This window comes from Egicoccus sp. AB-alg2 (assembly GCF_041821065.1).
Lineage (GTDB): Bacteria > Actinomycetota > Nitriliruptoria > Nitriliruptorales > Nitriliruptoraceae > Egicoccus.
The window spans coordinates 38,503-58,040 of sequence record NZ_JBGUAX010000013.1; the positions used below are offsets into that span (position 1 = coordinate 38,503).

General features: G+C 74.0%; 23 protein-coding genes. 20 read left to right on the forward strand and 3 right to left on the reverse strand.

All coding sequences use genetic code 11. The features are described 5' to 3' along the window. The first annotated feature begins 66 nt into the window (after window positions 1-66). Window positions 67-438: a YidH family protein gene (locus ACERM0_RS20795; RefSeq protein WP_373680558.1), complete on the forward strand. Its 372-nt coding sequence runs from the start codon at window positions 67-69 to the stop codon at window positions 436-438. Beyond that, window positions 435-776 (forward strand): DUF202 domain-containing protein, encoded by a 342-nt coding sequence (locus ACERM0_RS20800; protein ID WP_373680559.1) that lies wholly within the window; start codon window positions 435-437, stop codon window positions 774-776. Before ACERM0_RS20795 ends, ACERM0_RS20800 begins: the two co-directional genes overlap by 4 nt. A gap of 113 nt (window positions 777-889) precedes the next feature. Here ACERM0_RS20800 and ACERM0_RS20805 read toward each other — a convergent pair whose 3' ends face one another. Continuing rightward, on the reverse strand, window positions 890-1,756 hold the full coding sequence (locus ACERM0_RS20805) for a hypothetical protein (protein WP_373680560.1): 867 nt from the start codon (window positions 1,754-1,756) through the stop codon (window positions 890-892). A 200-nt stretch (window positions 1,757-1,956) separates the two neighbouring features. Between ACERM0_RS20805 and ACERM0_RS20810 the strand changes: the two genes are divergently transcribed. Continuing rightward, on the forward strand, window positions 1,957-2,769 hold the full coding sequence (locus tag ACERM0_RS20810; protein WP_373680561.1) for a LysM peptidoglycan-binding domain-containing protein: 813 nt from the start codon (window positions 1,957-1,959) through the stop codon (window positions 2,767-2,769). Window positions 2,770-2,795: 26 nt separating this feature from the next. Next, on the forward strand, window positions 2,796-3,350 hold the full coding sequence (locus ACERM0_RS20815; protein WP_373680562.1) for a hypothetical protein: 555 nt from the start codon (window positions 2,796-2,798) through the stop codon (window positions 3,348-3,350). Window positions 3,351-3,379: 29 nt separating this feature from the next. On the opposite strand, the gene ACERM0_RS20820 is transcribed toward ACERM0_RS20815, so the two are convergent. Next, complete coding sequence (locus ACERM0_RS20820) at window positions 3,380-3,616, reverse strand: helix-turn-helix domain-containing protein (protein ID WP_373680563.1); 237 nt, start codon at window positions 3,614-3,616, stop codon at window positions 3,380-3,382. A gap of 266 nt (window positions 3,617-3,882) precedes the next feature. Here ACERM0_RS20820 and ACERM0_RS20825 point away from each other — a divergent pair, with 266 nt between their 5' ends. The 16 genes from ACERM0_RS20825 to ACERM0_RS20900 all read left to right on the forward strand — a co-directional run bounded on the left by ACERM0_RS20825 (window position 3,883) and on the right by ACERM0_RS20900 (window position 17,482). Then, on the forward strand, window positions 3,883-4,686 hold the full coding sequence (locus ACERM0_RS20825; RefSeq protein WP_373680564.1) for an SAF domain-containing protein: 804 nt from the start codon (window positions 3,883-3,885) through the stop codon (window positions 4,684-4,686). Further along, the gene (locus tag ACERM0_RS20830) at window positions 4,686-6,008 is read left to right on the forward strand and encodes a hypothetical protein (RefSeq protein WP_373680565.1); all 1,323 of its coding nucleotides are present in this window, start codon (window positions 4,686-4,688) and stop codon (window positions 6,006-6,008) included. The genes ACERM0_RS20825 and ACERM0_RS20830 overlap by 1 nt, the downstream gene beginning before the upstream one ends. Continuing rightward, on the forward strand, window positions 6,005-7,336 hold the full coding sequence (locus ACERM0_RS20835) for a CpaF family protein (RefSeq protein WP_373680566.1): 1,332 nt from the start codon (window positions 6,005-6,007) through the stop codon (window positions 7,334-7,336). The genes ACERM0_RS20830 and ACERM0_RS20835 overlap by 4 nt, the downstream gene beginning before the upstream one ends. Further along, on the forward strand, window positions 7,329-8,252 hold the full coding sequence (locus ACERM0_RS20840) for a type II secretion system F family protein (RefSeq protein WP_373680567.1): 924 nt from the start codon (window positions 7,329-7,331) through the stop codon (window positions 8,250-8,252). The genes ACERM0_RS20835 and ACERM0_RS20840 overlap by 8 nt, the downstream gene beginning before the upstream one ends. After that, the gene (locus ACERM0_RS20845) at window positions 8,249-9,157 is read left to right on the forward strand and encodes a type II secretion system F family protein (protein WP_373680568.1); all 909 of its coding nucleotides are present in this window, start codon (window positions 8,249-8,251) and stop codon (window positions 9,155-9,157) included. Before ACERM0_RS20840 ends, ACERM0_RS20845 begins: the two co-directional genes overlap by 4 nt. Window positions 9,158-9,298: 141 nt before the next feature. Beyond that, window positions 9,299-9,463, forward strand: coding sequence for a hypothetical protein (locus ACERM0_RS20850; protein WP_373680569.1), 165 nt, complete (start codon window positions 9,299-9,301; stop codon window positions 9,461-9,463). After that, complete coding sequence (locus tag ACERM0_RS20855) at window positions 9,464-9,841, forward strand: hypothetical protein (protein WP_373680570.1); 378 nt, start codon at window positions 9,464-9,466, stop codon at window positions 9,839-9,841. It abuts the gene before it with no gap. Then, window positions 9,838-10,296 carry a hypothetical protein gene (locus tag ACERM0_RS20860; protein ID WP_373680571.1) on the forward strand — a complete coding sequence of 153 codons (459 nt, stop codon included), beginning with the start codon at window positions 9,838-9,840 and terminating at the stop codon, window positions 10,294-10,296. Before ACERM0_RS20855 ends, ACERM0_RS20860 begins: the two co-directional genes overlap by 4 nt. Continuing rightward, window positions 10,286-10,729 carry a hypothetical protein gene (locus ACERM0_RS20865; protein WP_373680572.1) on the forward strand — a complete coding sequence of 148 codons (444 nt, stop codon included), beginning with the start codon at window positions 10,286-10,288 and terminating at the stop codon, window positions 10,727-10,729. The genes ACERM0_RS20860 and ACERM0_RS20865 overlap by 11 nt, the downstream gene beginning before the upstream one ends. 89 nt (window positions 10,730-10,818) lie before the next feature. Next, window positions 10,819-11,352, forward strand: coding sequence for a CGNR zinc finger domain-containing protein (locus ACERM0_RS20870; RefSeq protein ID WP_373680573.1), 534 nt, complete (start codon window positions 10,819-10,821; stop codon window positions 11,350-11,352). Beyond that, window positions 11,349-12,692 (forward strand): MATE family efflux transporter, encoded by a 1,344-nt coding sequence (locus tag ACERM0_RS20875; protein WP_373680574.1) that lies wholly within the window; start codon window positions 11,349-11,351, stop codon window positions 12,690-12,692. The genes ACERM0_RS20870 and ACERM0_RS20875 overlap by 4 nt, the downstream gene beginning before the upstream one ends. A 144-nt stretch (window positions 12,693-12,836) precedes the next feature. Further along, window positions 12,837-13,238: a plastocyanin/azurin family copper-binding protein gene (locus tag ACERM0_RS20880; RefSeq protein WP_373680575.1), complete on the forward strand. Its 402-nt coding sequence runs from the start codon at window positions 12,837-12,839 to the stop codon at window positions 13,236-13,238. 442 nt (window positions 13,239-13,680) lie between these two features. Continuing rightward, window positions 13,681-13,896, forward strand: coding sequence for a DUF2945 domain-containing protein (locus tag ACERM0_RS20885; RefSeq protein ID WP_373680576.1), 216 nt, complete (start codon window positions 13,681-13,683; stop codon window positions 13,894-13,896). A 72-nt stretch (window positions 13,897-13,968) separates the two neighbouring features. Then, window positions 13,969-15,168, forward strand: a complete 1,200-nt coding sequence (locus ACERM0_RS20890) for an acetoin utilization protein AcuC (protein WP_373680577.1) — start codon at window positions 13,969-13,971, stop codon at window positions 15,166-15,168. 83 nt (window positions 15,169-15,251) lie between these two features. After that, window positions 15,252-16,322, forward strand: coding sequence for an NAD-dependent epimerase/dehydratase family protein (locus tag ACERM0_RS20895; protein WP_373680578.1), 1,071 nt, complete (start codon window positions 15,252-15,254; stop codon window positions 16,320-16,322). Next, complete coding sequence (locus ACERM0_RS20900; RefSeq protein WP_373680579.1) at window positions 16,319-17,482, forward strand: lysophospholipid acyltransferase family protein; 1,164 nt, start codon at window positions 16,319-16,321, stop codon at window positions 17,480-17,482. The genes ACERM0_RS20895 and ACERM0_RS20900 overlap by 4 nt, the downstream gene beginning before the upstream one ends. Before the next feature lie 285 nt (window positions 17,483-17,767). Here the strand turns inward: ACERM0_RS20900 and ACERM0_RS20905 are convergent, their stop codons facing one another. Beyond that, window positions 17,768-19,486: a hypothetical protein gene (locus tag ACERM0_RS20905; protein WP_373680580.1), complete on the reverse strand. Its 1,719-nt coding sequence runs from the start codon at window positions 19,484-19,486 to the stop codon at window positions 17,768-17,770. Window positions 19,487-19,538: the final 52 nt, after the last annotated feature.

Genomic DNA, 19,538 nt, shown 5'->3' on the forward strand with positions numbered 1-19,538 from the left:
ATCCTCCCGCGGGCGTCGAGGTGGCCGACGTTAGGGTGTTCGGCGCGAGCGATGGACGAGGGCGGCGTGGGTGACCAGCGACGGCCACGGTCGGTGTACGGCACCGGCCGTGACCCCGATCCGCGCTTCAGCCTCGCCAACGAGCGGACGCTGCTGGCGTGGCTGCGTACCTCGCTGGGTCTGGTCGTGGCCGGTATCGCGGTGATCGCCCTGGCGCGGTTCGTGCAGCCGTTGTGGCTGGTGGACGTGGTCGCCGCCGTGGCGTTCGCGGCCGGGGCGGCGACGGCGTTGCTGGGCTGGCAGCAGTGGGCACGGGCCGAGCGGGCGATGCGCCGCGGTGAGCCGCTGCCGACCTCGCTGGCCGCCGTCGCGGTCCTGGCGGCGGTGCTCCTGCTGGCGCTCCTGGGGGTCGTGGCCTTGTTGGTGGTCGGCCGGTGAGTGGGCCGGGGGCGGACGACCCGCCGCCGGCGTCGGGCCTGCAGGCGGAGCGGACCGGGCTGGCGTGGGCGCGTACCGGGCTGACGGCCTGCGTCGCGGCGCTCGCCCTGTCACGGTTGGCCGGTCTGCGCGGCGAACCGGCACTCGCCGTGGTCGCACTGCTCGCGGCGACCGTCTCGCTGGGCACGTTCCTCGAGGGGGCGGTGCGGCACGGGCGCCGGCGTGACTGGCTCGACGATCCCTCGATCCCACGGGCGGTCCCGGCCGTGGCGAGGTGGGTCGTCGGCGCGGTCGTGGCGGTCGCCGCAGCCGGCATCTGGCTCGTCGCCGTCACCTGAACCCGGCGGCCGGCGGCCCGGGCCGACGGGCGGCGGGCGGCGGTCGGCCACCGCGTGCTCCGGGGCGGTGCATGGCATGACCGCTGTCGATCGGAGATGGCGGTCGGCGTGACTCACCCTTCCGGCGGTGCTCGGTCCGACCAGTCCTCCTCCCGCGGTCGTCGGGCGGCCTCGCGCTCTGCCGTCGCGATCTCCCGGTCGATCTGCGCCTGCTGCCTCGCCTCGGCCCGGCGCCGGCGCTCGTCCGCCGCATCGACGCGTTGCCGGCGCTCCCTCTCGCGCTGTTCCGCCGTGCCTTCACGTCGGTCGGCTTCCCATTCGCGGTCGTCGGCTTCCCGTTCGCGTTCGTCGGCCAGCCGTTCGCGGTCGTCGGCTTCCCGTTCGCGCTCGTCCGCGACCCAGTCACGCGCGCCGGCAGTTCGCTGCTCGGCGGCCGATCGCTCGCCCGCGGCGGCATCGTCCACGGCACGCTCCGCCGCGGCCAGCTCGCGCGTGGTCCGGGCTTTCCGTCGTCGCTCGGTCCGGCGCTGCCGGGTGTGCCCCGCAGCGGCGCGCTCCCGACGTTCCACCTCGCGCTGCTCCGCGGTGCCCTCGCGTTCGTCCGCGAGTCGCTCCCGCTGGTTGGCAGCGGCCTCGCGTTCGTCCGCGATGCGTTCACGTTCGTCGGCGATGCGTTCACGTTCGTCGGCGATGCGCTCGCGTTCGTCCGCCAGGCGCTCCCGCCGACGCGCCACCGCTTCACGCGCGTCCAGCCGCGCCGTTCGGCGCTCGAGCGCCTCGGTCAACGTCTCACGCTTCAGTGCGAGCCTCTCGCGCTCCTCGGCGAGCTCTTCCCGCTCCTCGGCGATCTGCTCGCGTTCCGCGGCGATCCGCTCACGTTCACGAGCGACCTGCATGAGCTCGCTCAGCCCGTGAGCCGGCTGCCCCGGCCCGCCGCGACCCGGGATCATGGCACCAGGTGCTTCGTCGTCGGTCTGCATCCGCACCCCGATCGCTGCACTTCCGAGACTAACGGGATCGCGCCGGACGGGTGGCGCCGATGTGTCTCCGTTGCCGCGGCGGGACCGGACGAGGGCTCGGGCGGACGCGGCCGTCCACAGCATCCGACGGTCCCGTCCGGCGACGCGCCTCGGTGCGATCTAGCGTGCCGGTCGAAGACGCGCGCCGTACGGGGGACAGCATGCAGCGACGAAATGGCTCGGCGGGCGGGCTGCTGGCCTGGGTCTCGACGCTGGCGCTGGGCACCTGGCTGTTCCACGGGCTGGGCGAGGGCGGTCTGGCCGCCCCACCCTGGCCGGGCCCCGCCTTCCTCGGCTGGCTGGCGGAGACGGAGCCGCTGTGGGCGACGATGGCGCTGCTGCGCGTGCTCGTGCTCGCGCTGGCCTGGTACCTCGTCGGGGTCACCATGATCGGCGGGCTCTCGCACCTCACCAGAGCGGCCCGCCTGATCCGGCTCGCCGACGCCGTCACCGTGCCGGCGGTGCGACGGCTGCTGCAGTCGGCACTGGGTGTCGGGCTGGCCACCGCGATGGTCGGTGCCGCCGCCCCGGCACGGGCCGAGCCACTGCCACTGCAGGTGCTCGACATCGTCACCGACGACGCGACGGCGGGTGGTAGCGGCGCGGAACCCGACCGCCGGGCACCGCCGGATCGCGAGGTCGGCCCCGTCGGCGAACTGCCGGTGGTGCTCCAGCTGCTGGACCAGTATCCGGGAGCAGCGGACCCGCCGGCCGCGACCGTCGCGGTCGCGGCAGCCGACGCGTCCGGCCCGGCGAGCACGGAGTACCGGGTGGTGGCCGGGGACTCGTTCTGGACGATCGCGAAGGCCCAGCTCACCGACGCGCACGGCACGTCACCCGACGACGCACAGGTCGTCGTCCACTGGCGACAACTCGTCGAGGACAACCGCGACCGCCTCGCCGACCCCGACAACCCGGACCTGCTGTTCCCCGGCCAGCGGCTGGCGCTGCCGGCCGTCGAACCCACGTCGTGACCGCGCGACCTGCTCACGGAGTCCGCGTGACCACCTCGCCCGACGCCAGCGACCCGTATCTCCAGCTGACGGATCGCGCTGCCCATGAGGCGGCCGTCCGTTCGCGCGCCGAGCGTCGCCGGCGTCAGGCGCTGGCGGCCGGGACGGCGACCTGGCTCGGCACCCTGCGCGACCTCGCGGAACGCCGCGCCATCGTCGTGCTCCAGGTCCGCGGCGGTCGGCCGCTGCGCGGGCTACTGGTGGCGCTCAGCAGCGACCACCTCGTGCTCGTCACCGCCAGCGGCGGGCGTGTCCACCTGCGTCTGTCCGCGGTGCGGACGGCACGGCCAGAACCCGGCCGCGGCGCCCCGCCCGCGTCGGGGGATCGCGAGGCCCCCTCGACCGCGACCATCGAGGACGTCCTGGATGCCCTCGCCGAGGAAGGCGGCAGCGCGGCGTTGCTCCTGGGCGACGTGGTCGATCCGGTGCGCGGGCGCATCGAGGCCATCGGGGAGGACGTGGTCAGTCTGCGGCTGGAGGGCCCGGATCCGGCGCTGGTCTACGCCCCGGTCGGCGCCGTCGACGGCGTCATGGTCGAATGATGCCCGCCGCGGCGGGCGGGCGGGTCGGCCTACAGCTCGTCCTCGTCGGGGGCACCGTCGGCGTACAGATGCTCGAGTGCGCCCGGCTGGATGCGCGCCTGCTCGACGAAGGCGTCGACCTCCGCCTCCTTGAGACGGATCACGCGACCGAACTTGTACGCCGGCACCTGGCCGCTGTCGATGAGGCGGTAGAGGGTGCGGGTCGTGATACCCAGTTGCCGAGCCGCTTCTCGCGTGCTCAGCCAGGTGATTTCTTCCCGAGCCATCTCGTGCCCTCCGACGCCTCTGATCGTACGACCACGCTGGGGGTCCGGTCAGGTCAGGTGCCCCGCTCCTGTGGACGCCGCCCCGGCCGGCTGCCCGTCGCGGCCCCCGTGACCGACGATCCGGGTGCCGACGGCGACTGCGCACGTGTGCGCGGCCTGTGGATCGAGGGAGATCCGGAGGATTCGAGACATCATAGGATGCCATCGCGATCGTTCGGGGCGGTTCCGGATGGTTCGGGAGAGACGGGGGGTCCGACGTGGTCGACATGATCGACGCCGAGACGCCGTCGACACCGTCGGCGGCCGCGCCCACCCGGCGCGTCACTCGCCAGCGCGGCCTGCCCGGCGGTCGGGCGGTGGTCGGTGCACTGCTGGTCGCGGCGGCGGCGGTCGGCGTGTTCGCCGCGCACGTCCGGGCCACGGCCGAGCCCGGTACCCGCTACCTCGTCGCCAGCCAGGACATCGACGCGGGCACGCGCGTGGACCGGGACAACCTCGACACCCTCTTCGGGCATCTCCCGCTCGACCTCGCCCCGGCGGTGGCGGACAACAGCATCCTGCTGGAGGCGCGCGAGCAGGTCATCGGCCAGGTGGTGACCGGACCGCTGGCACGCGGAGATCTCGTGTCGCGCTCGTCGCTGGTCGACGACGGGGGCGCACCCGACGCCTTCACCATGTCGTTCCCGGTCGCGGCGGCGGACGCCGTGGCCGGCAGCCTGCAACGCGGGCAGCGCATCGACGTGTTGGCGACCTACGGCAGCGGCGAGTCGGCCTACACCGCCTACGTCGTCGCCGGGGTGCCGCTGGTCGCCGTCGACCGGCCCGGCGACGGCGGCTTCGGCGCGGGTGACCAGCGTGTCCTGACGGTGGCCCTGACCGAGCAGCAGCAGGTGCAGGCGCTGGCGCACGCTGTCGCGGTGGCGGACGTGGTCGTCACGCGCGCGCCCGAAGGGGTCGAGCGCGACGGCGTGCCGGACGCCTATCGGCCGGGCGGCAGCGTCACCGACGGCGGCGACGCGCCCGCCTCGGCACCGGCGACCGGGGCCGACGACACCGGGAGCGGGGACTGATGCGCGAGCGCTACGTCCTGCTCGGCCTGGCTCGCGCACGGGTGGACTGGTTCCGTGCGGTCGGGCACTGGTCCACGGCCGCCGCACTGCCGGCCGAGTTCGTCCGGTGCGTGTCGGCCGACGAGGTGCGGGCGCGCCTGTCCACCGGGCGGCCCTTCTCAGCGTTGCTGGTGGACGCCGCCGTCCCGGGGCTCGACCGAGACCTGCTCGCGGCCGCCCACGCGGCTGGCTGCGCGGTGCTGGTGGTCGACACCGTCGACACCGACCGGGACTGGCGCGGGCTGGGTGCCGACGCCGTGCTCGCACCGGTCTTCTCGCGCGACGAACTGCTCGAGGTGCTCGGGGCCCACGCGCGCCCGGTCACGGACGCGGTGCCGGTGGTGCGCGGCGAGGTGGCGGCCGTGGCGTCCGGGGCGTGCGGTCGGCTGATCGCCGTCACCGGCCCCGGCGGCACCGGGGCGTCGACGCTCGCGATCGCGCTCGCCCAGGGTCTGGCCACGCCGAGCCGGTCCGCGCGCGGCGACGCCGCTCGCGGCGAGGTCCTGCTCGCCGACCTGTGCCGGTACGCGGATCAGGCCATGCTCCACGACACGAGGTCGCTGGTGCCCGGCATCCAGGAAGTCGTCGAGCTCCACCGCGTCACCCGTCCGGCGCCGGACGAGGTGCGCGCGCAGACGTTCGAGGTCGCCGACCGTGGCTACCGGCTGCTCCTGGGTTTGCGCCGTCCTCGCCACTGGGTGGCGCTGCGGCCCCGTGCCGTCGAGGCGGCGGTCGACGGGCTGCTGCGCGCCGCGGACGTCGTCGTCGCCGACGTCGAGGCAGAGTTCGAAGGCGAGGCCGAGACCGGCTCCGTCGACGTCGAGGACCGCCATGCCATCGCACGCACGGCGATCGCTCGCGCCGAGGTCGTGGTCGTGGTCGGCGAGGCGTCCATGAAGGGCTGCTACGCGTTGGTCCGGACCCTGGGCGAACTGCTGGACCACGGCGTGCCGGTCGACCGCCTCCTGCCGGTCGTGAACCGCTCGCCGCGAAGCCCGCGAACCCGCGCCGAGCTCACCACCACGCTGGCCACGCTGCTGCAGGCGTCGGTCGGCGAGGCGGCGACCCGGCTGGTCAGCCCGCTGCATCTGCCCGCACGCCGGGTCGACGAGGCGCTCCGCGACGGCGTCGCCCTGCCGGCGCCGTTGCCGTCGCTGCTGGCGCGTGCGGTCGAGGCGCTGGCCCAGCGGGCCGCGCCGGCCGGCACGGACGACGATGCGGAACCTGCCCGGCTGGCGCCGGGCAGCCTGTCGGCCTTCACGTCGCCGGAGCCGCCGGCATGAGCGGGCCGATCCTGGAGTCGCCCCTGGTGCTGATCGAGCAGCGCGTCCTGCGGCGCGCCAAGGACGAGACGCTCGACCTCGACGGCTCTGACGCCGCCCGGCGGGTTCGTGACCTGGTCGCCGACGAGGTCGAGCAGTGGCGGCTGGACTACAAGCACGGGCTGCGGTCGTTCGACCTGCCCGACCCGGACCTCGTCATCGAGCGGGCCGAGCGCAATCTCCTCGGCTTCGGGCCGCTCGAACCGCTGCTCGCGGACGACGACGTCTGGGAGATCATGATCAACGCGCCGGACCAGATCTTCGTCAAGCGCCACGACGGGGTGTCCGGCTACCACGACGACGCCTTCCACGACGACGAGCACGTCACCCGCACGCTGACGAAGCTGCTCGACGACGCCTCGCAGTCGCACCGCAAGCTCGACGCTGCCGAAGGGCTCCAGGACGCCCAGCTCGACGCCGGCGCCCGCCTGCACATCGTGCACCGCGACGTCGGGCGCGGCGGCCACCTGTTGGTCAACATCCGCAAGTTCACCGGTGTGGCGATCCGGTCGCTCGACGAGCTCGTGACGCGCGGGGCCCTGCAGGCGCCGGTCGCGGCGTTCCTGCGGGCGTGCGCCCAGGCCACGCTGTCGATCGTGTTCGCCGGTCCGCCCGGCTCCGGCAAGACCACCCTGCTCTCGTGCTGCACCGCCGAACTCGACCCCAGCCTGCGCGTGGTGACCGCCGAGGAGGTCTTCGAGGTCGACGTGCCGCTGCCCAACGTCGCGTCGATGCAGACCCGGGCGGCGCGCCCGGACCGTCCCGAGGTCGACCTGCGCCGGCTCGTCGCCGGGTTCCTGCGCATGGCCCCCGACGTCGCCATCGTCGGCGAGGTCCGCGACCGTGAGGCGCTGCCGCTGCTGCTGACGCTGTCCTCGGGCGTCAAGGGCTACACGACGATCCACGCCGGGACGGCCCGTCAAGCCCTGTCCCGGCTGCGGTTCATCAGCCAGCTCGCCGACACCCGCTCGGAGCTGCCGATGCCGGCGCTGACCTCGCTGGTGACCGAGGCCGTCGACCTGGTGGTCCAGTGCTCGCGGGTCGCCGGCCGCCCGCGCATCGAGGAGGTCGTCGCGGTCGAGGACCTGCAGTCGGTGGACGGCAGCGGCCAGTTCACGGTCACCGAGTTGTTCCGCCGCGAGGACCCCGACGCCGACCTCACCTGGACGGGCAACGTGCCGGTGCGCATCGGCCGCCCACTGGCCGCCGCCGGCCACGACGTCCGCGAACTGCTGGACGCCGTGGCGGGTGCGGTCGCCGCCGAGGCCGGGCGGGCTGGCCATGGGTGACGGACTCGATGGGTTCCTGCTGGCGGTGGTCGCCGGCTACGGCGTCTACCTGCTCTACACGGCCGTCGCGCTCGGCTGGCGCGGGCTCGGCCTCGGCCCGACCCCCCTGCGCTCGACGCCTCGCCGTGACCGGCTCCGCGAGTTCCTCGTCCAGGCCGGCCTCGACGGCATCCGACCCGTCGAGCTCGCCGCCGTCATGCTCGTCCTGTTCGGCGTCGCGGCCGCCCTAGCGTGGGTCCTGTACGGCGGCACGCTCGTGCCGATCGCCGCCGGAACGATGGTCGCCACCGTGCCCGTGTGGTCGGCGCGTACCCGTCGCCGTAGCCGCCGCGAACTGGCCCGCGAGGCATGGCCGAGGCTGATCGAGGAGATCCGGCTCAACGCCGTGACGCTCGGCCGTTCCGTGCCCCAGGCGCTGCTCACCGTCGGCCTGCGCGGCCCCGAGGAACTGCGTCCGGCCTTCGTCGCAGCGCAGCGCGAATGGCTGATGTCCACCGACTTCGAACGCACCCTCGACGTGCTGCGCGCGCGACTCGCCGATCCGACGGCCGACGCCGTGTGCGAGACCCTGCTGGTGGCGCACGACGTCGGTGGCACCGACGTGGACCGGCGCCTGCGGGCGCTGGCCGCCGACCGCATCCAGGACCTGCAGGGACGCAAGGACGCCCGCGCCAAGCAGGCCGGCGTCCGGTTCGCACGGATGTTCGTCCTGCTCGTGCCCATCGGGATGGCGTTCGTCGGCCTCTCCATCGGCGAGGGGCGCGCCGCCTACGCCAGCGACACCGGGCAGGCCATGGTGCTGCTCGCCTTCGCGCTCATGGCCGGCTGCTGGTGGTGGGCCGGCCGACTGCTCCAGCTGCCCGAGGAGCAGCGCGTCTTCCTCGGGGTCGGCCGTGAGGAGCACGGGGGACGATGACGACGCTGCTGCTGCTCAGCGGTCTCGCCCTGTGGTTGGGGCTCACGCTGCTGTTCGCCGAGCTGCGCTGGTTCTCGCGACGCTCGCTGGTGGCCCGCCTCGGCCCCTACGTGCCCGGCGGGATGGGTGCGCGCAGCTGGGCCGGGGTGTTGTCCGCCGAGACCTTCCGGGAGGCGGTCGGCCCCGTCGCCCGCAGCCTCGGCGAGGGCTTCTCGCGCCTGTTCGGCGTCAGCGAGGAACTCGACCGCAAGCTGCGGCGCATCCACGCGCACCTCGACGTCACGGAGTTCCGCGTCCGGCAGGTCGGCTGGTCGCTCGCGGCCCTGTCGCTGGGGGCGCTGCTGTCGGTCGCCGTGCGGCCGCCGGCGCCCGTGGCCCTGTTGTTCACCCTCGGGGGTCTCCTGCTGGCCTTCCTGCTGCTCGAGCAGCAGGTCGAGACCGCCTCGTCACGGTGGAAGCGGGCCGTCCACCTGGAACTGCCCGTGGTGGCGGAACAGATCGCGATGCTGCTGGGCGCGGGCTACTCGTTGGCGGCCGCGCTGGACCGCGTCGCCAGCCGCGGCCAGGGCGCCGTGGCGCGAGACCTGCGCCGGGTGCTGGCCCGCATCCGACAGGGCCTCGACGAGGAGCACGCCCTGCAGGAATGGGCGGAACTCGCCGACGTGCCCTCGGTCGACCGGCTCGTGTCGGTCCTCGCCCTCAATCGCGAGGCCAGCGACCTGGGACGGCTGATCGCCGAGGAGGCCCGCGCCATCCGCGGCGACGTCCAGCGCGAACTCGTGGAGCGGCTCGAACGCCGGGGACAGCAGGTCTGGATCCCGGTCACCGTGGCGACGCTGCTGCCGGGTGTGATCTTCATCGCGATCCCGTTCACCCGTGCGCTGGACGGTTTCCTCGGCCCCTGAACGTGCGACCAGACGAGCGGATCGAGGCGTCATCCACAGGGCAGCGAAATTTGGACGTGCAAGATGCGGTTGCATCGGGCACCATCTAGGAGAACTAGACCGCACGGGGGAGCCCAGATGGCACGGCAGTTACCAGCGCTCATGGCACGTCTTCGTCAGAACCAGGCGGGCGAAGGCGTCATCTCGGCGGCCATCGTGGTCCTGATCATGGCGCTCCTCGGTGCGGCCATGTGGGCGGCCTTCAACGGGATCTTCACCGACGCCACGGCGGAGATCCAGACAACCGTGGACTCGATCGGCGGCTAGGTGGACCGCGGCGAGTCCGGGAGCAGTCCCGTCACCGCCGTCTTCGGCGTCGCGATCTTCCTCGCCTTCGTGCTCCTCGCCACGCAGACCCTGCTGCACCTCTACGCCTCGTCGGTCGTGTCCAGCGCGGCCTTCGACGTCGCCCGGCGTGGGGCGGCCGAGGGAGGCGGCGGCTGCGCCGAGGTCGACCGCCGCGTCCGGGCGCGCCTGGGCGACCACGGCGCCGGCGCCCGGGTCGACTGTCTCGTCGACGGCGAGCAGTTGCGCGTCCGGGTGCTGGCCGACTCGCCGGCCCGTCTGCTCGCAGGGCTGCGACGCGACGCCGGTGTCCGCGGCATCGAACGCACCGCCACGGTCAGGATCGAGCGGGTCCGATGAGGGCGTGGCGTCAGGAGGAGGGGTTCGCCGCTGGGGCCGAGGCGCTGGCGTTCGGCGTGCTCGTCTTCGTGCTCGGCACGTTGGTCGTCGTGAACGCCTGGGCCGTGGTCGACGCGAAGTTCGCCGCGAGCGCCGCGGCCCGGGAAGCCGTCCGTGCTGCGGTCGAGGCGCCGACGGCCGCCGACCAGCCGGGACGTGCCGACATCGCCGCGCGCGCCGCCCTCGCAGCGCACGGCGGGCAGGAGGCGGCGGCCGTCACCCCGCTGCGGCTGGGCCTGGAACGCTGCCAGGAGATCGCCTACGAGATCCGCGTCGAGGTCCCGGCGCTGCTGTTGCCGGGCATCGCCACGCGTACCGCGCCGTTCGTCGTCATCGGCCGGCACGTCGAGGTCGTCGACCCCTACCGCTCGGGCCTCGACGTCGCACCTGGGGAGGTGCCCGACTGTGCCTTCTGACGAACCGCGACGCGGCCGGGCGCACGAGGAGGGCAACACCCTGGTGTTGATGCCGGTCGCGGTGCTCGTGCTGCTCGTGTTGGCGTCGATCGCCTTCGATGCGGCCAACGTCTACCTGCAGCAGCGGCGCCTGGCCGACCTCGCCGCCGGGCTCGCCAACGACGCGGTGGCCGGCCTCGACCTCGACGCCGTCTTCGATGCCGGGCAGGAGGCGCGCATCGATCCAGGCCGTGCGCGCGGACTCACACAGGCACGGCTGGGCGCGTTCACACGGGATCGCACGCTCGAGGACGTCCGGTGCGTCCCCGCGATCGACGGTTTCGAGGTGACCGTCGCCTGTGAAGGTCGCGTCGCCGCCGTCTTCGGCCGCGCCCTGGCGGGCGACGGGTTCGCCGTGCGCGCGGTCGAGTCGGCACGCGCCGCCGTCGAGTGACCGACCTGCCGCTCGTGTAAGTGTTGAAACGTATCAAGGCGCTTACGTAGCGTGTCGGGCCCACCCGTCCGCCAGCCGAGAGCCCGCCCGTGCGCTTCGATCGCTACGACAACCGTGCCGCCCAGGTCGCCGCGGCCCTGGTGACCGCTGCCCGCGACGGCCTCACGCTGGCGGCGTTGCGCGGCGTGATCGAGCAGTTCGACCTGCCGCTGCACGTCGACCCGGCCGATCTGGCCGGGGCCGTGGCGTTGGCGGACGAGCTCACGCCGCTGTTCGGGAGCCCCGCCGACGCGACGATCGCCGCGATCGACGACCGACTGGCGACCCTGGACGTGCGTCCGCGGCTCACCACCCACGATGGCCGCGACCCCCACCTGCACTTCGAACCCGACGGTGCCGACACGGTCACGCGGCTGCGCGTCAACAGCCTCATGGGCCTCGCCGCCGTCGTCGCCGACGCGGGACCGCAGCGGCTGGGACGCTGCGCCGCCGCGGGCTGCGAGGTGGTCTACGTCGACGTCTCCCGCAACGGGCGCCGCCGGTTCTGCTCGACCGCCTGCGCGAACCGCACCCACGTCGCCGAGCACCGCGCCCGCCAGCGGCCCCGGGCTACGCGCGCATGACCCCCTCGGACGCCATCCCCTCGACGCGCCGACGCCAGCGCCGCATCGTCGCGCTGGCGGTGCCGGCGATCGCCACCCTGGTCGCCGACCCGCTGCTCGGCCTGGTCGACACGGCGGTCGTCGGTCGCATCGGCGCCGCCGAGCTCGGCGCCCTCGGCCTGGCCGTGTCCGTGCTGAGCGCGCTGTCCTGGATCTTCAACTTCCTCGTGTTCGGCACCACCTCGACCGTCGCGCGCGCGGTCGGGGCCGGCGACCTGCCGGCCGCCGGTCGCCGGGTCGGCCACGCCGCGCAGGTCGCGCTCGCCATCGGCACCGCCGTCGGGCTGCTGCTCTTCCTCGGCGCCGTGCCGATCCTGCGCCTGCTCGGCACGGTCGACGAACTGCTGGGCCCGGCTGCGACCTACCTCCAGATCCGTGCCGTCGGCGTGCCGCTCCTGCTGCTCACCTACGTCGGCCACGGCGCCTTCCGCGGCGTGTCGGACACGCGCACACCGATGGGCGTGGTCGTCGTCGCCAACCTCGTGAACGCCGTGCTGACCGTGGTGCTGGTCTTCCCGCTGGGGATGGGCATCGCCGGCGCCGCCTGGGCCACCGTCGCAGCCGAGGCCCTCACCGCCGGGGCCTTCCTCGTGCTGCTGCGCCGCACCGGGCTGCCGCTGCGGGGCCACGGACGGCCGGACCGGCAGCAGCTGCGTGCGCTGGTCGTCGTCAGCCGCGACCTGTTCGTGCGCACCGGCGGGCTGCTGCTCGGCCTGCTGGCCATCACCGCCGCCGCCGGACGGGTCGGCGCCGTCACCGCGGCCGGCCACCAGGTCCTGTACCAGACCTTCCTGCTGGTCTCGTTCTTCATGGACGGCTTCGCCATCGCCGCGCAGGCCATCGTCGGCACGGCGTTGGGCGCCGGCCGGCCCGACGAGGCGCGCGCCTACGGCCGTGACCTCGTGGTCTGGGGAGTCGTGGGCGGCGCCGTGATCGCCATACTGCTGCTGGCCGGTGGTGGCGTGCTGCCGCGGCTGCTGACCGACGAGCCCCAGGTCCTGGCCGTCATCGCCTCGGCGTGGTGGTTCGCGGCGCTGGGCCACGTCGTCAACGGCCCCGTGTTCGCACTCGACGGGGTGCTCATGGGTGCCGAGGACTTCGCGTACCTTCGCACCTGGACGGTGCTGGCGGCAGTCGTCGGCGGCGTCGGTGGCCAACTCGTCGCCACGTTCGGTGGCGGCCTGCTGGGCCTCTGGTTCGCCGTGCAGGCGATGATGCTCGTCCGGCTCGTCTCCCTGGTCGTCCGCGTCCGCGGCACCGCCTGGACCCGCACGGGTGCCGGACTCGTCGTCGACCCCTGACCCGACCACGTACCCGGGGCCGCCCCCGGTCGTGCGCTTCGGCTCGGGGACGACGTCGGGACCTCACCCCATGGTCCGGCGCCACGTACCACCGCAGGCTGACGCGTCCCCATCCCGCTCCCACCCCCGCTGGAGGCATGCGACATGCCCCGTTCCCGTCCGTCCGTGTTCGTGCTCGTCGGTCTCCTCGGCATCCTCGGCGTCCTGGCCGGTGCCTGTGCCGGCAACGGCGACGCCGCCGCACCGCGCGCCGACGTCGCCGCGGCCGACTTCGCCGACGCCGACGTCGTCCTGACCGCCGGCGACATGTTCTACGAGGGCGCCCCCGCCTCCCTCGAGGCCGGCACCCACGTCATCGGCCTCGACAACCAGGGGCGCGCCCCGCACGACGTCGTGTTCGACCGCGGCATCGGGCAGGTCGCCTACGCCGACGGCGGCGCGCAGGCCGCCGGCGAGGTCACCCTCGAGGCCGGTGACTACGTCGTGTACTGCTCGATCCCCGGCCACCGGCAGGCCGGCATGGAGTTCGATCTCACCGTCGAGTGAGCCCGCGACCGCGCCCGTCGTGTCGAGCCGGCGCCGCTCGGTCGGCCCACCAACGGAAGGTCGGCCGAGCGCTGCACGGTCGGCCGAACGCCGCACCGATGCGTCGTCGGTTCGACCGTGCGGCGCTGCCTCGACCGTGAGGCGCTGCCTCGACCGTGAGGCGCTGCCTCGACCACGCGGCGCTGCCTCGACCGCGCGGGCGTGGCGACCGCGGTCGAGGTGATGTCGAGCTACCGACGCATGGTCGGCCCCATGACGCACCCATGCGTTATCGGTTCGACCGTGCGGCGCTGTCTCGACCATGCGGGGCGGCCTCGACCGTGCGGGGCTGCCTCTGCCGCGCGGGTCGAGGCGGGGGACGGTCGGCCTGCCCGAACGTCGCCACGACGGTGCTCGGCGCAACCTCGAACCTCGAGGACGTACCGATCGAGGAGGAGCCGAGATGTCCGGACCGTTCCAGCAGGGCGATCGCGTGGCCTGGAAGCACGCGCAGGGCGAGACGACCGGCGCCGTGAAGCAGATCCACAAGGAACGCACCGAGTTCGAGGGCCAGACGTTCGCCGGCTCCGAGGACGACCCCGTCTACATCGTCGAGTCCGACCAGACCGGTGCCCGGGCCGCCCACAAGCAGGGCGCCCTGCGCCGGCTGGACGACTGACGGTCGGCCGACCGTGGCCGACGCGACGATCGCTACGCTGCCGCCGTGTGCCCTGGACGGGAGGAACGGGCGGTGGCGGGACGTGGAACGCGAGCCGCCGGCCGCGTGGCACTGCTCTGGGACGACCGCCTGACCGGCTACGACCTCGGCGGTGACCATCCGCTGGCCCCGATCCGCGTCGAGCTGACGATGGCCCTCATCCGGGAGAGCGGCCTGCTCGGCAACGGGGCCGTCGAGGTCCCGCCCGGGACCCTCGACGAGGCAGAACTGCTGCGCCTGCACCGGCCGGAGTTCGTCGACACCGTCAAGCGGCTGTCGGTCGACGCCACGGCCCGCGCCGACGCCGCGTTCGGGCTCGGCCCCGGCGACACCCCGGCCTTCCCGGGCATGCACCCCACCTCGATGCTGGTGTGCGCCGCCTCCAAGGAGGCCGCCCGGCAGGTGTGGGAGGGCGAGGCCGACCATGCCTTCAACCCCGCCGGTGGCCTGCACCACGCCATGCCCGACCGCGCCGCCGGCTTCTGCATCTACAACGATCCGGCCGTGGCGATCGACTGGCTGCTCGAGCACGGCGCGGAGCGGGTCGCCTACGTCGACGTCGACGTGCACCACGGCGACGGGGTCGAGGTGACCTTCGCCGACGATCCGCGCGTGCTGACGATCTCCCTGCACGAATCGGGGCGGTTCCTGTTCCCGGGCACGGGGCACGTGAGCGACATCGGTGGGGCCGGCGCTCCCGGCTCGGCCGCCAACGTGCCGCTGTACCCGGGTACCACCGGCGACGTGTGGCTCGGTGCCTTCGACGCGGTCGTCGACCCGCTCGTGCGGGCCTTCGCGCCGGACATCCTCGTCACCCAGCTCGGCTGCGACACCCACGCCACCGACCCGCTGGCCCACCTGTCGCTGACCGTGGACGACGACGCGGCCATCTACCGGCGACTCCACGACCTGGCCCACGAGGTGTGCGAGGGCCGGTGGGTCGCGTTCGGTGGCGGCGGCTACCAGATCGTCGACGTCGTGCCGCGCGCCTGGACGCTGGCGTTCGCGGAGATGGCGGGGGTCGCCGCGCCGATCGACACCCCGATGTCGTGGCAGGAACTGGCCTACGCGCGCACCGGCCGGACGCCGCCGCGCTCCTTCACCGACGACCCGGCGCGCGTGAACCCGGAGCTGCGCGAGCAGGCGCAGCGCGCGGCGCAGGAGTCGGTCGACGCGGTGCGCCGCCTGGTCCTGCCACACCACGGTGTCCGGGGCCCGCGGGTGCACGGCTGACCGGCCGAGCGGCGACCAGCCCCACGGTCAGGTCTGGTTCACTCGACGCCTCGACCACGGCCGGCGGGGGAAGGAACGCGAAGGTGGCTCAGGGCAGACGCGTGCTCGTCACCGGCGTCGCGAGCGCACTGGCCGGGCTGCTGGTCGCCGCGCTCGAGGAACGCGACGACGTCGAGCACCTTGTCGGGGTGGACGTGCGCACGCCGGGCCACCCGCTGGAGCGCACCGAGTTCGTCCGCGGCGACGTGCGCAACCCCGTCGTCGCCCGGGTCCTGCGCCTGCAGCGCATCGACACGGTCGTGCACATGAGCACGGAGACCTCGGCGGCCTCGGCCGGCGGGCGCGCCATGATGAAGGAGCGCAACGTCATCGGCGCGATGCAGCTGCTGGCCGCCTGTCAGAACACCCCGACGTTGCGGCGCTTCGTGCTCAAGTCCACCACCGCCGTCTACGGCTCGGAGCACACCGACCCGGTCACGTTCCGCGAGACGGACCTGCCCCGCACCCCACCCCGCCACGGCTACGCGAAGGACGCCACGGAGATCGAGGGCTACGCCCGTGCGTTCGCACGCCGGCGCGACGACGTCGACCTGACGATCCTGCGCTTCGCCAACTTCGTCGGCGGACGTGTCGACAGCGCCTTCCACTCCCTGTTCAGCCTTCCCGCCGTGCCGACCGTGCTGGGGTTCGACCCGCGGCTGCAGTTCTGCCACGAGGACGATGCGGTGGCCGTGCTCGAGCGCGCCGTGACCGACGGGCGGTCCGGCATCTACAACGTCGCCGGCGACGGGGTGGTCTACCTCTCGCAGGCCATCCGGCTCGCCGGTCGGGTTCCGGCACCGGTGCCGCAACCCTTCGTGAACGTCGTCGCGGACCTCGTCCGCCGCAGCCGACGCGCCGACCTGTCGCCCGAGCAGCTGCGGTTCCTGCAGTACGGCCGCGCGGTCGACACCGCCCGGCTGCGCGAGGAGTTCGGCTACCAGCCGCGCTACACGAGCCGCGAGGCGTTCGAGGACTTCGTCCGTCGCCGCCGCATCCGGGGCCTGCTCGCCCACGACGACGTGGTCCGGCTCGAACACGAGCTCAACGCGTTCCTGGCCCGGCACGACCAGCGCAAGTTCGTGGCCGGCCGCACCGAGGGGCCGACCGGATGAGCGCCGCCCGTCGTCATGCCGAGGTGATCTCCATCTCCGAACAGCGTGCCGCCCGCGAACGCGCCGCCGCCGAAGGCGTCGCCCGCCCGCGCTGCCGAGCGGAGACCTCCGACGGTCGCCGGTGCCGCAACTACGCCGTCGACCAGGGCCATTGCCGGATCCACGCGCCCCGGCCGGCCCCCGAGGACGTCGAGGCGATCCCGTCGGACGTGGACGACGACGTTGCCGAGGCACGCCGTCGCGCGGCGCAGGAGGCCGAGCGCCGCGGCTGGCAGCCACCCGTCGACGCCGTCGCCGCCCTGCGCGACGCGGCCGGATCCTCGTGGCCCGACCACCTGCAGCAGGTGGCGGCCTTCCTGCGCCGCCGGCTCACCGGTGACTACACGATCGACGAGTTCGGGTTCGACGAGGACCTGACCAACCAGGTGCTCATGCCGCTGATCCGGCCGCTGCACCGTTACTGGTGGCGCGTCGCGTCGCACGGCGCCGAGCACCTGCCCACCACCGGCGGCGGCCTGGTCGTCGCCAACCATGCCGGCACGCTGCCCGCCGATGCCCTCATCACCCGCCTGGACATCCTCGAGCAGACCGGCCGCAACGCCCGCGAACTCGCCGCCGACCTCGTCATGCGCACGCCGTTCGTGGGACCGTTCGCCCGCAAGACCGGCGCCACGCTCGCATCGGGCACCGACGCCGACCGGCTCCTCGCCCGCGGCGAGCTCGTGGCCGTCTGGCCCGAGGGCTTCAAGGGCGTCGGCAAGCCGTGGCGCGACCGCTACAAGCTGCAACGCTTCGGACGTGGCGGCTTCGTCGCCACCGCCCTGCGGGCCCAGGTGCCGATCCTCCCCACGGCCATCGTCGGCAGCGAGGAGATCTACCCACTGCTCTACGACCTGCGCCTGCTCGCACGCATGCTCGGCCTGCCCTACTTCCCGATCGTGCCGCAGATGTTCGCGCTCCCGGTCCTCGGGCCGTTCGCGCTGCTGCCGCTGCCGTCGAAGTGGGTCATCGAGTACGGCGAGCCCATCGACACCAGCGCCTACGGCCCCGAGGCCGCCGACGACCCCATGGCGGTGTTCGAGCTAACCGACCACGTCCGCAACACGATCCAGCAGATGCTGCACCGCAACCTCATGGGGCGGCGGAGCGTGTTCCTGTAGCGCGCTTGGGCCGACCGCTCCGGGCCGCGGCACCCGACCGCTCCGGGCTGCGGCACCCGACCGCTCCGGGCCGCGGCACCCGACCGCTCCGGGCCGCGGCACCCGACCGCTCCGGGCTGCGGCGGTCGCCTGCGCAGGGGGCGCTTCGCTCGCTCTCGGGGCGCGCCCCGGGGGCGCTTCCGAGATAGCCCCTGCTACGGCGACCGCCGCACCCTCCGCTCCGCCTCCCCGTCAGTCGCAGCCTCACCCCGCCCCCGACGGCCGGGAACTCGACTCCTGGTCTGGTCAGCGTCGGCGGTGGAGGAGGAGGGCGGTTGCGAGGGCGAGGAGGCCGAGGGCGCCGCCGAGGCCGGCGCCGGTGTGGGGGAGCGGCTCGTCGGGGGGCTCGACCGCCGTCGGGACGATCTCCGGGTCGTCGTCCGGCGCGGCCGGCGCGGCGTTGACGCCGACGCGGGTCTCGTTGGCGTGGACGACCACCGCGATGTCGCCGGCGACGTCGCCGAGGCCCGGCAGACCTGCCAGCGGCAGGCTCGCCGCGATGACGAACGGGGTCGTGCCGGCCGAGGTTCCGGCCCCGTCCACCTCGCCGGTGTAGGCCTCGCCCTGTGTGATGGCCTGCGTGGTCAGGGCGTCGAGCAACTCGTCGATCGCGTCGAACACCGGGTCGAGCTGGCCGTCGAGCAGGTCCTGCTGCACGACGCGCTCCAGCACGGCGATGTCCCCCAGCGGGCCCTCGGTCGCGATCAGCCGCAGCAGGCTCTGCTCCTGCGGGCAGCTGCGCAGCTGCAGGTCGACGACCGACGCGGAACGCGAGGCCTCGGTTCCGTCCGTCGTGGCCGTCGAGGAGAACGTGAACGGGGCGGTGCCGTCGCCCCCGACACACGCGATCCCCAACGCGTTGAGGCCCGCGAGGGTCGAGGTGGCCGTCGCCGTCACGGACGTGCCGTCCTGCACGACCTCGGCCGTCGCACCCACGAGCCCGAGGTCCAGCAACGGGACGTCGACCTCCAGCGGGTTGCGCAGCTGCAGGATCGAGCGCGTCCCCTCGGGGTCGTCCTCGCACAGCGACCCGCCGCCGAGCAGCTGTTCGATCACGGGATCGGTCACGTCGCACAGGGCGGGCTGTAGCTGGGCCAGCAGCTGTTCGTTCAGCGCGTCCACGACCTGGCCGACGGCGTCGCGCAGCTCGGCGGGCAGTCCGAGCGCGATCAGGTTGCCCAACCGGATGTCGGCCCCGGCGATCTGTACGTCGGCGAAAGCCCGTGCGTCGTCCGCGGCGCAGTCGACGCCCAGCAGCGTGAGGTTGATCACCGGCGTGTCGCCGGGAGGTAGCTCGACGTCCATCGGTCCGCCCTGACAGGCGCCGGGCTGGTCCGCGGCCTCGGCGGCGAGCAGCAGGTTGGTCACGAAGGCGCGCGCGTCGGCGTCCACGTCCTCGCCGGCGGCCGCCCGACGCAGCTCGGCCTCAGCCTTGCCGAGGTCGATGCGGATGCCGGTCGTGGTGACCTCGCCGAGCTCGCAGCTGCCGGCGATGCCCAGCCCCTCGAGCACGGGCGCGAGGCCGTCGGCCAGTGCGGCGGGCAGGCCAACGCACACCGTGGTGCCGTTCGCCTCCGCGTAGGCCGCGAAGCCGCCCACGCCGGTCTCGGGAGTGACCGCGCCGCCGGCACCGCCAGCACCGCCGGGCGAAGCGTCGGCCCCTTCGTCGCCGCCGTCCTCGGACGCGTCCGGGGCGTCGTCGCCCAGCAGCCCTCGCAGCTGCTCGAGCAGGTCCTGAAGCGGCTGTGGCAGGTCGCTGCCGCCGCCGTCCCGGAGCGCGTCGAGGAGCTGCTGCAGCTCGGCGGGATCGAGATCACCGAGCAGGTCCTCGACCTGTGCGGGGTCGAGGAGCTCCTCCAGGTCGCCGAGGTCGGCGGGCTGTGCCGCGGCGACGCCGGTCCCACCCAACAGCAGCAGGCCAGCCACCGCCACGGCGGCCGTCCGCCGCCACACACCCCTGGTCATCCCCCGGCTCCTCCCGATCCGACGGTTCGTCGTCACCGGGCCGCGAGCGCCC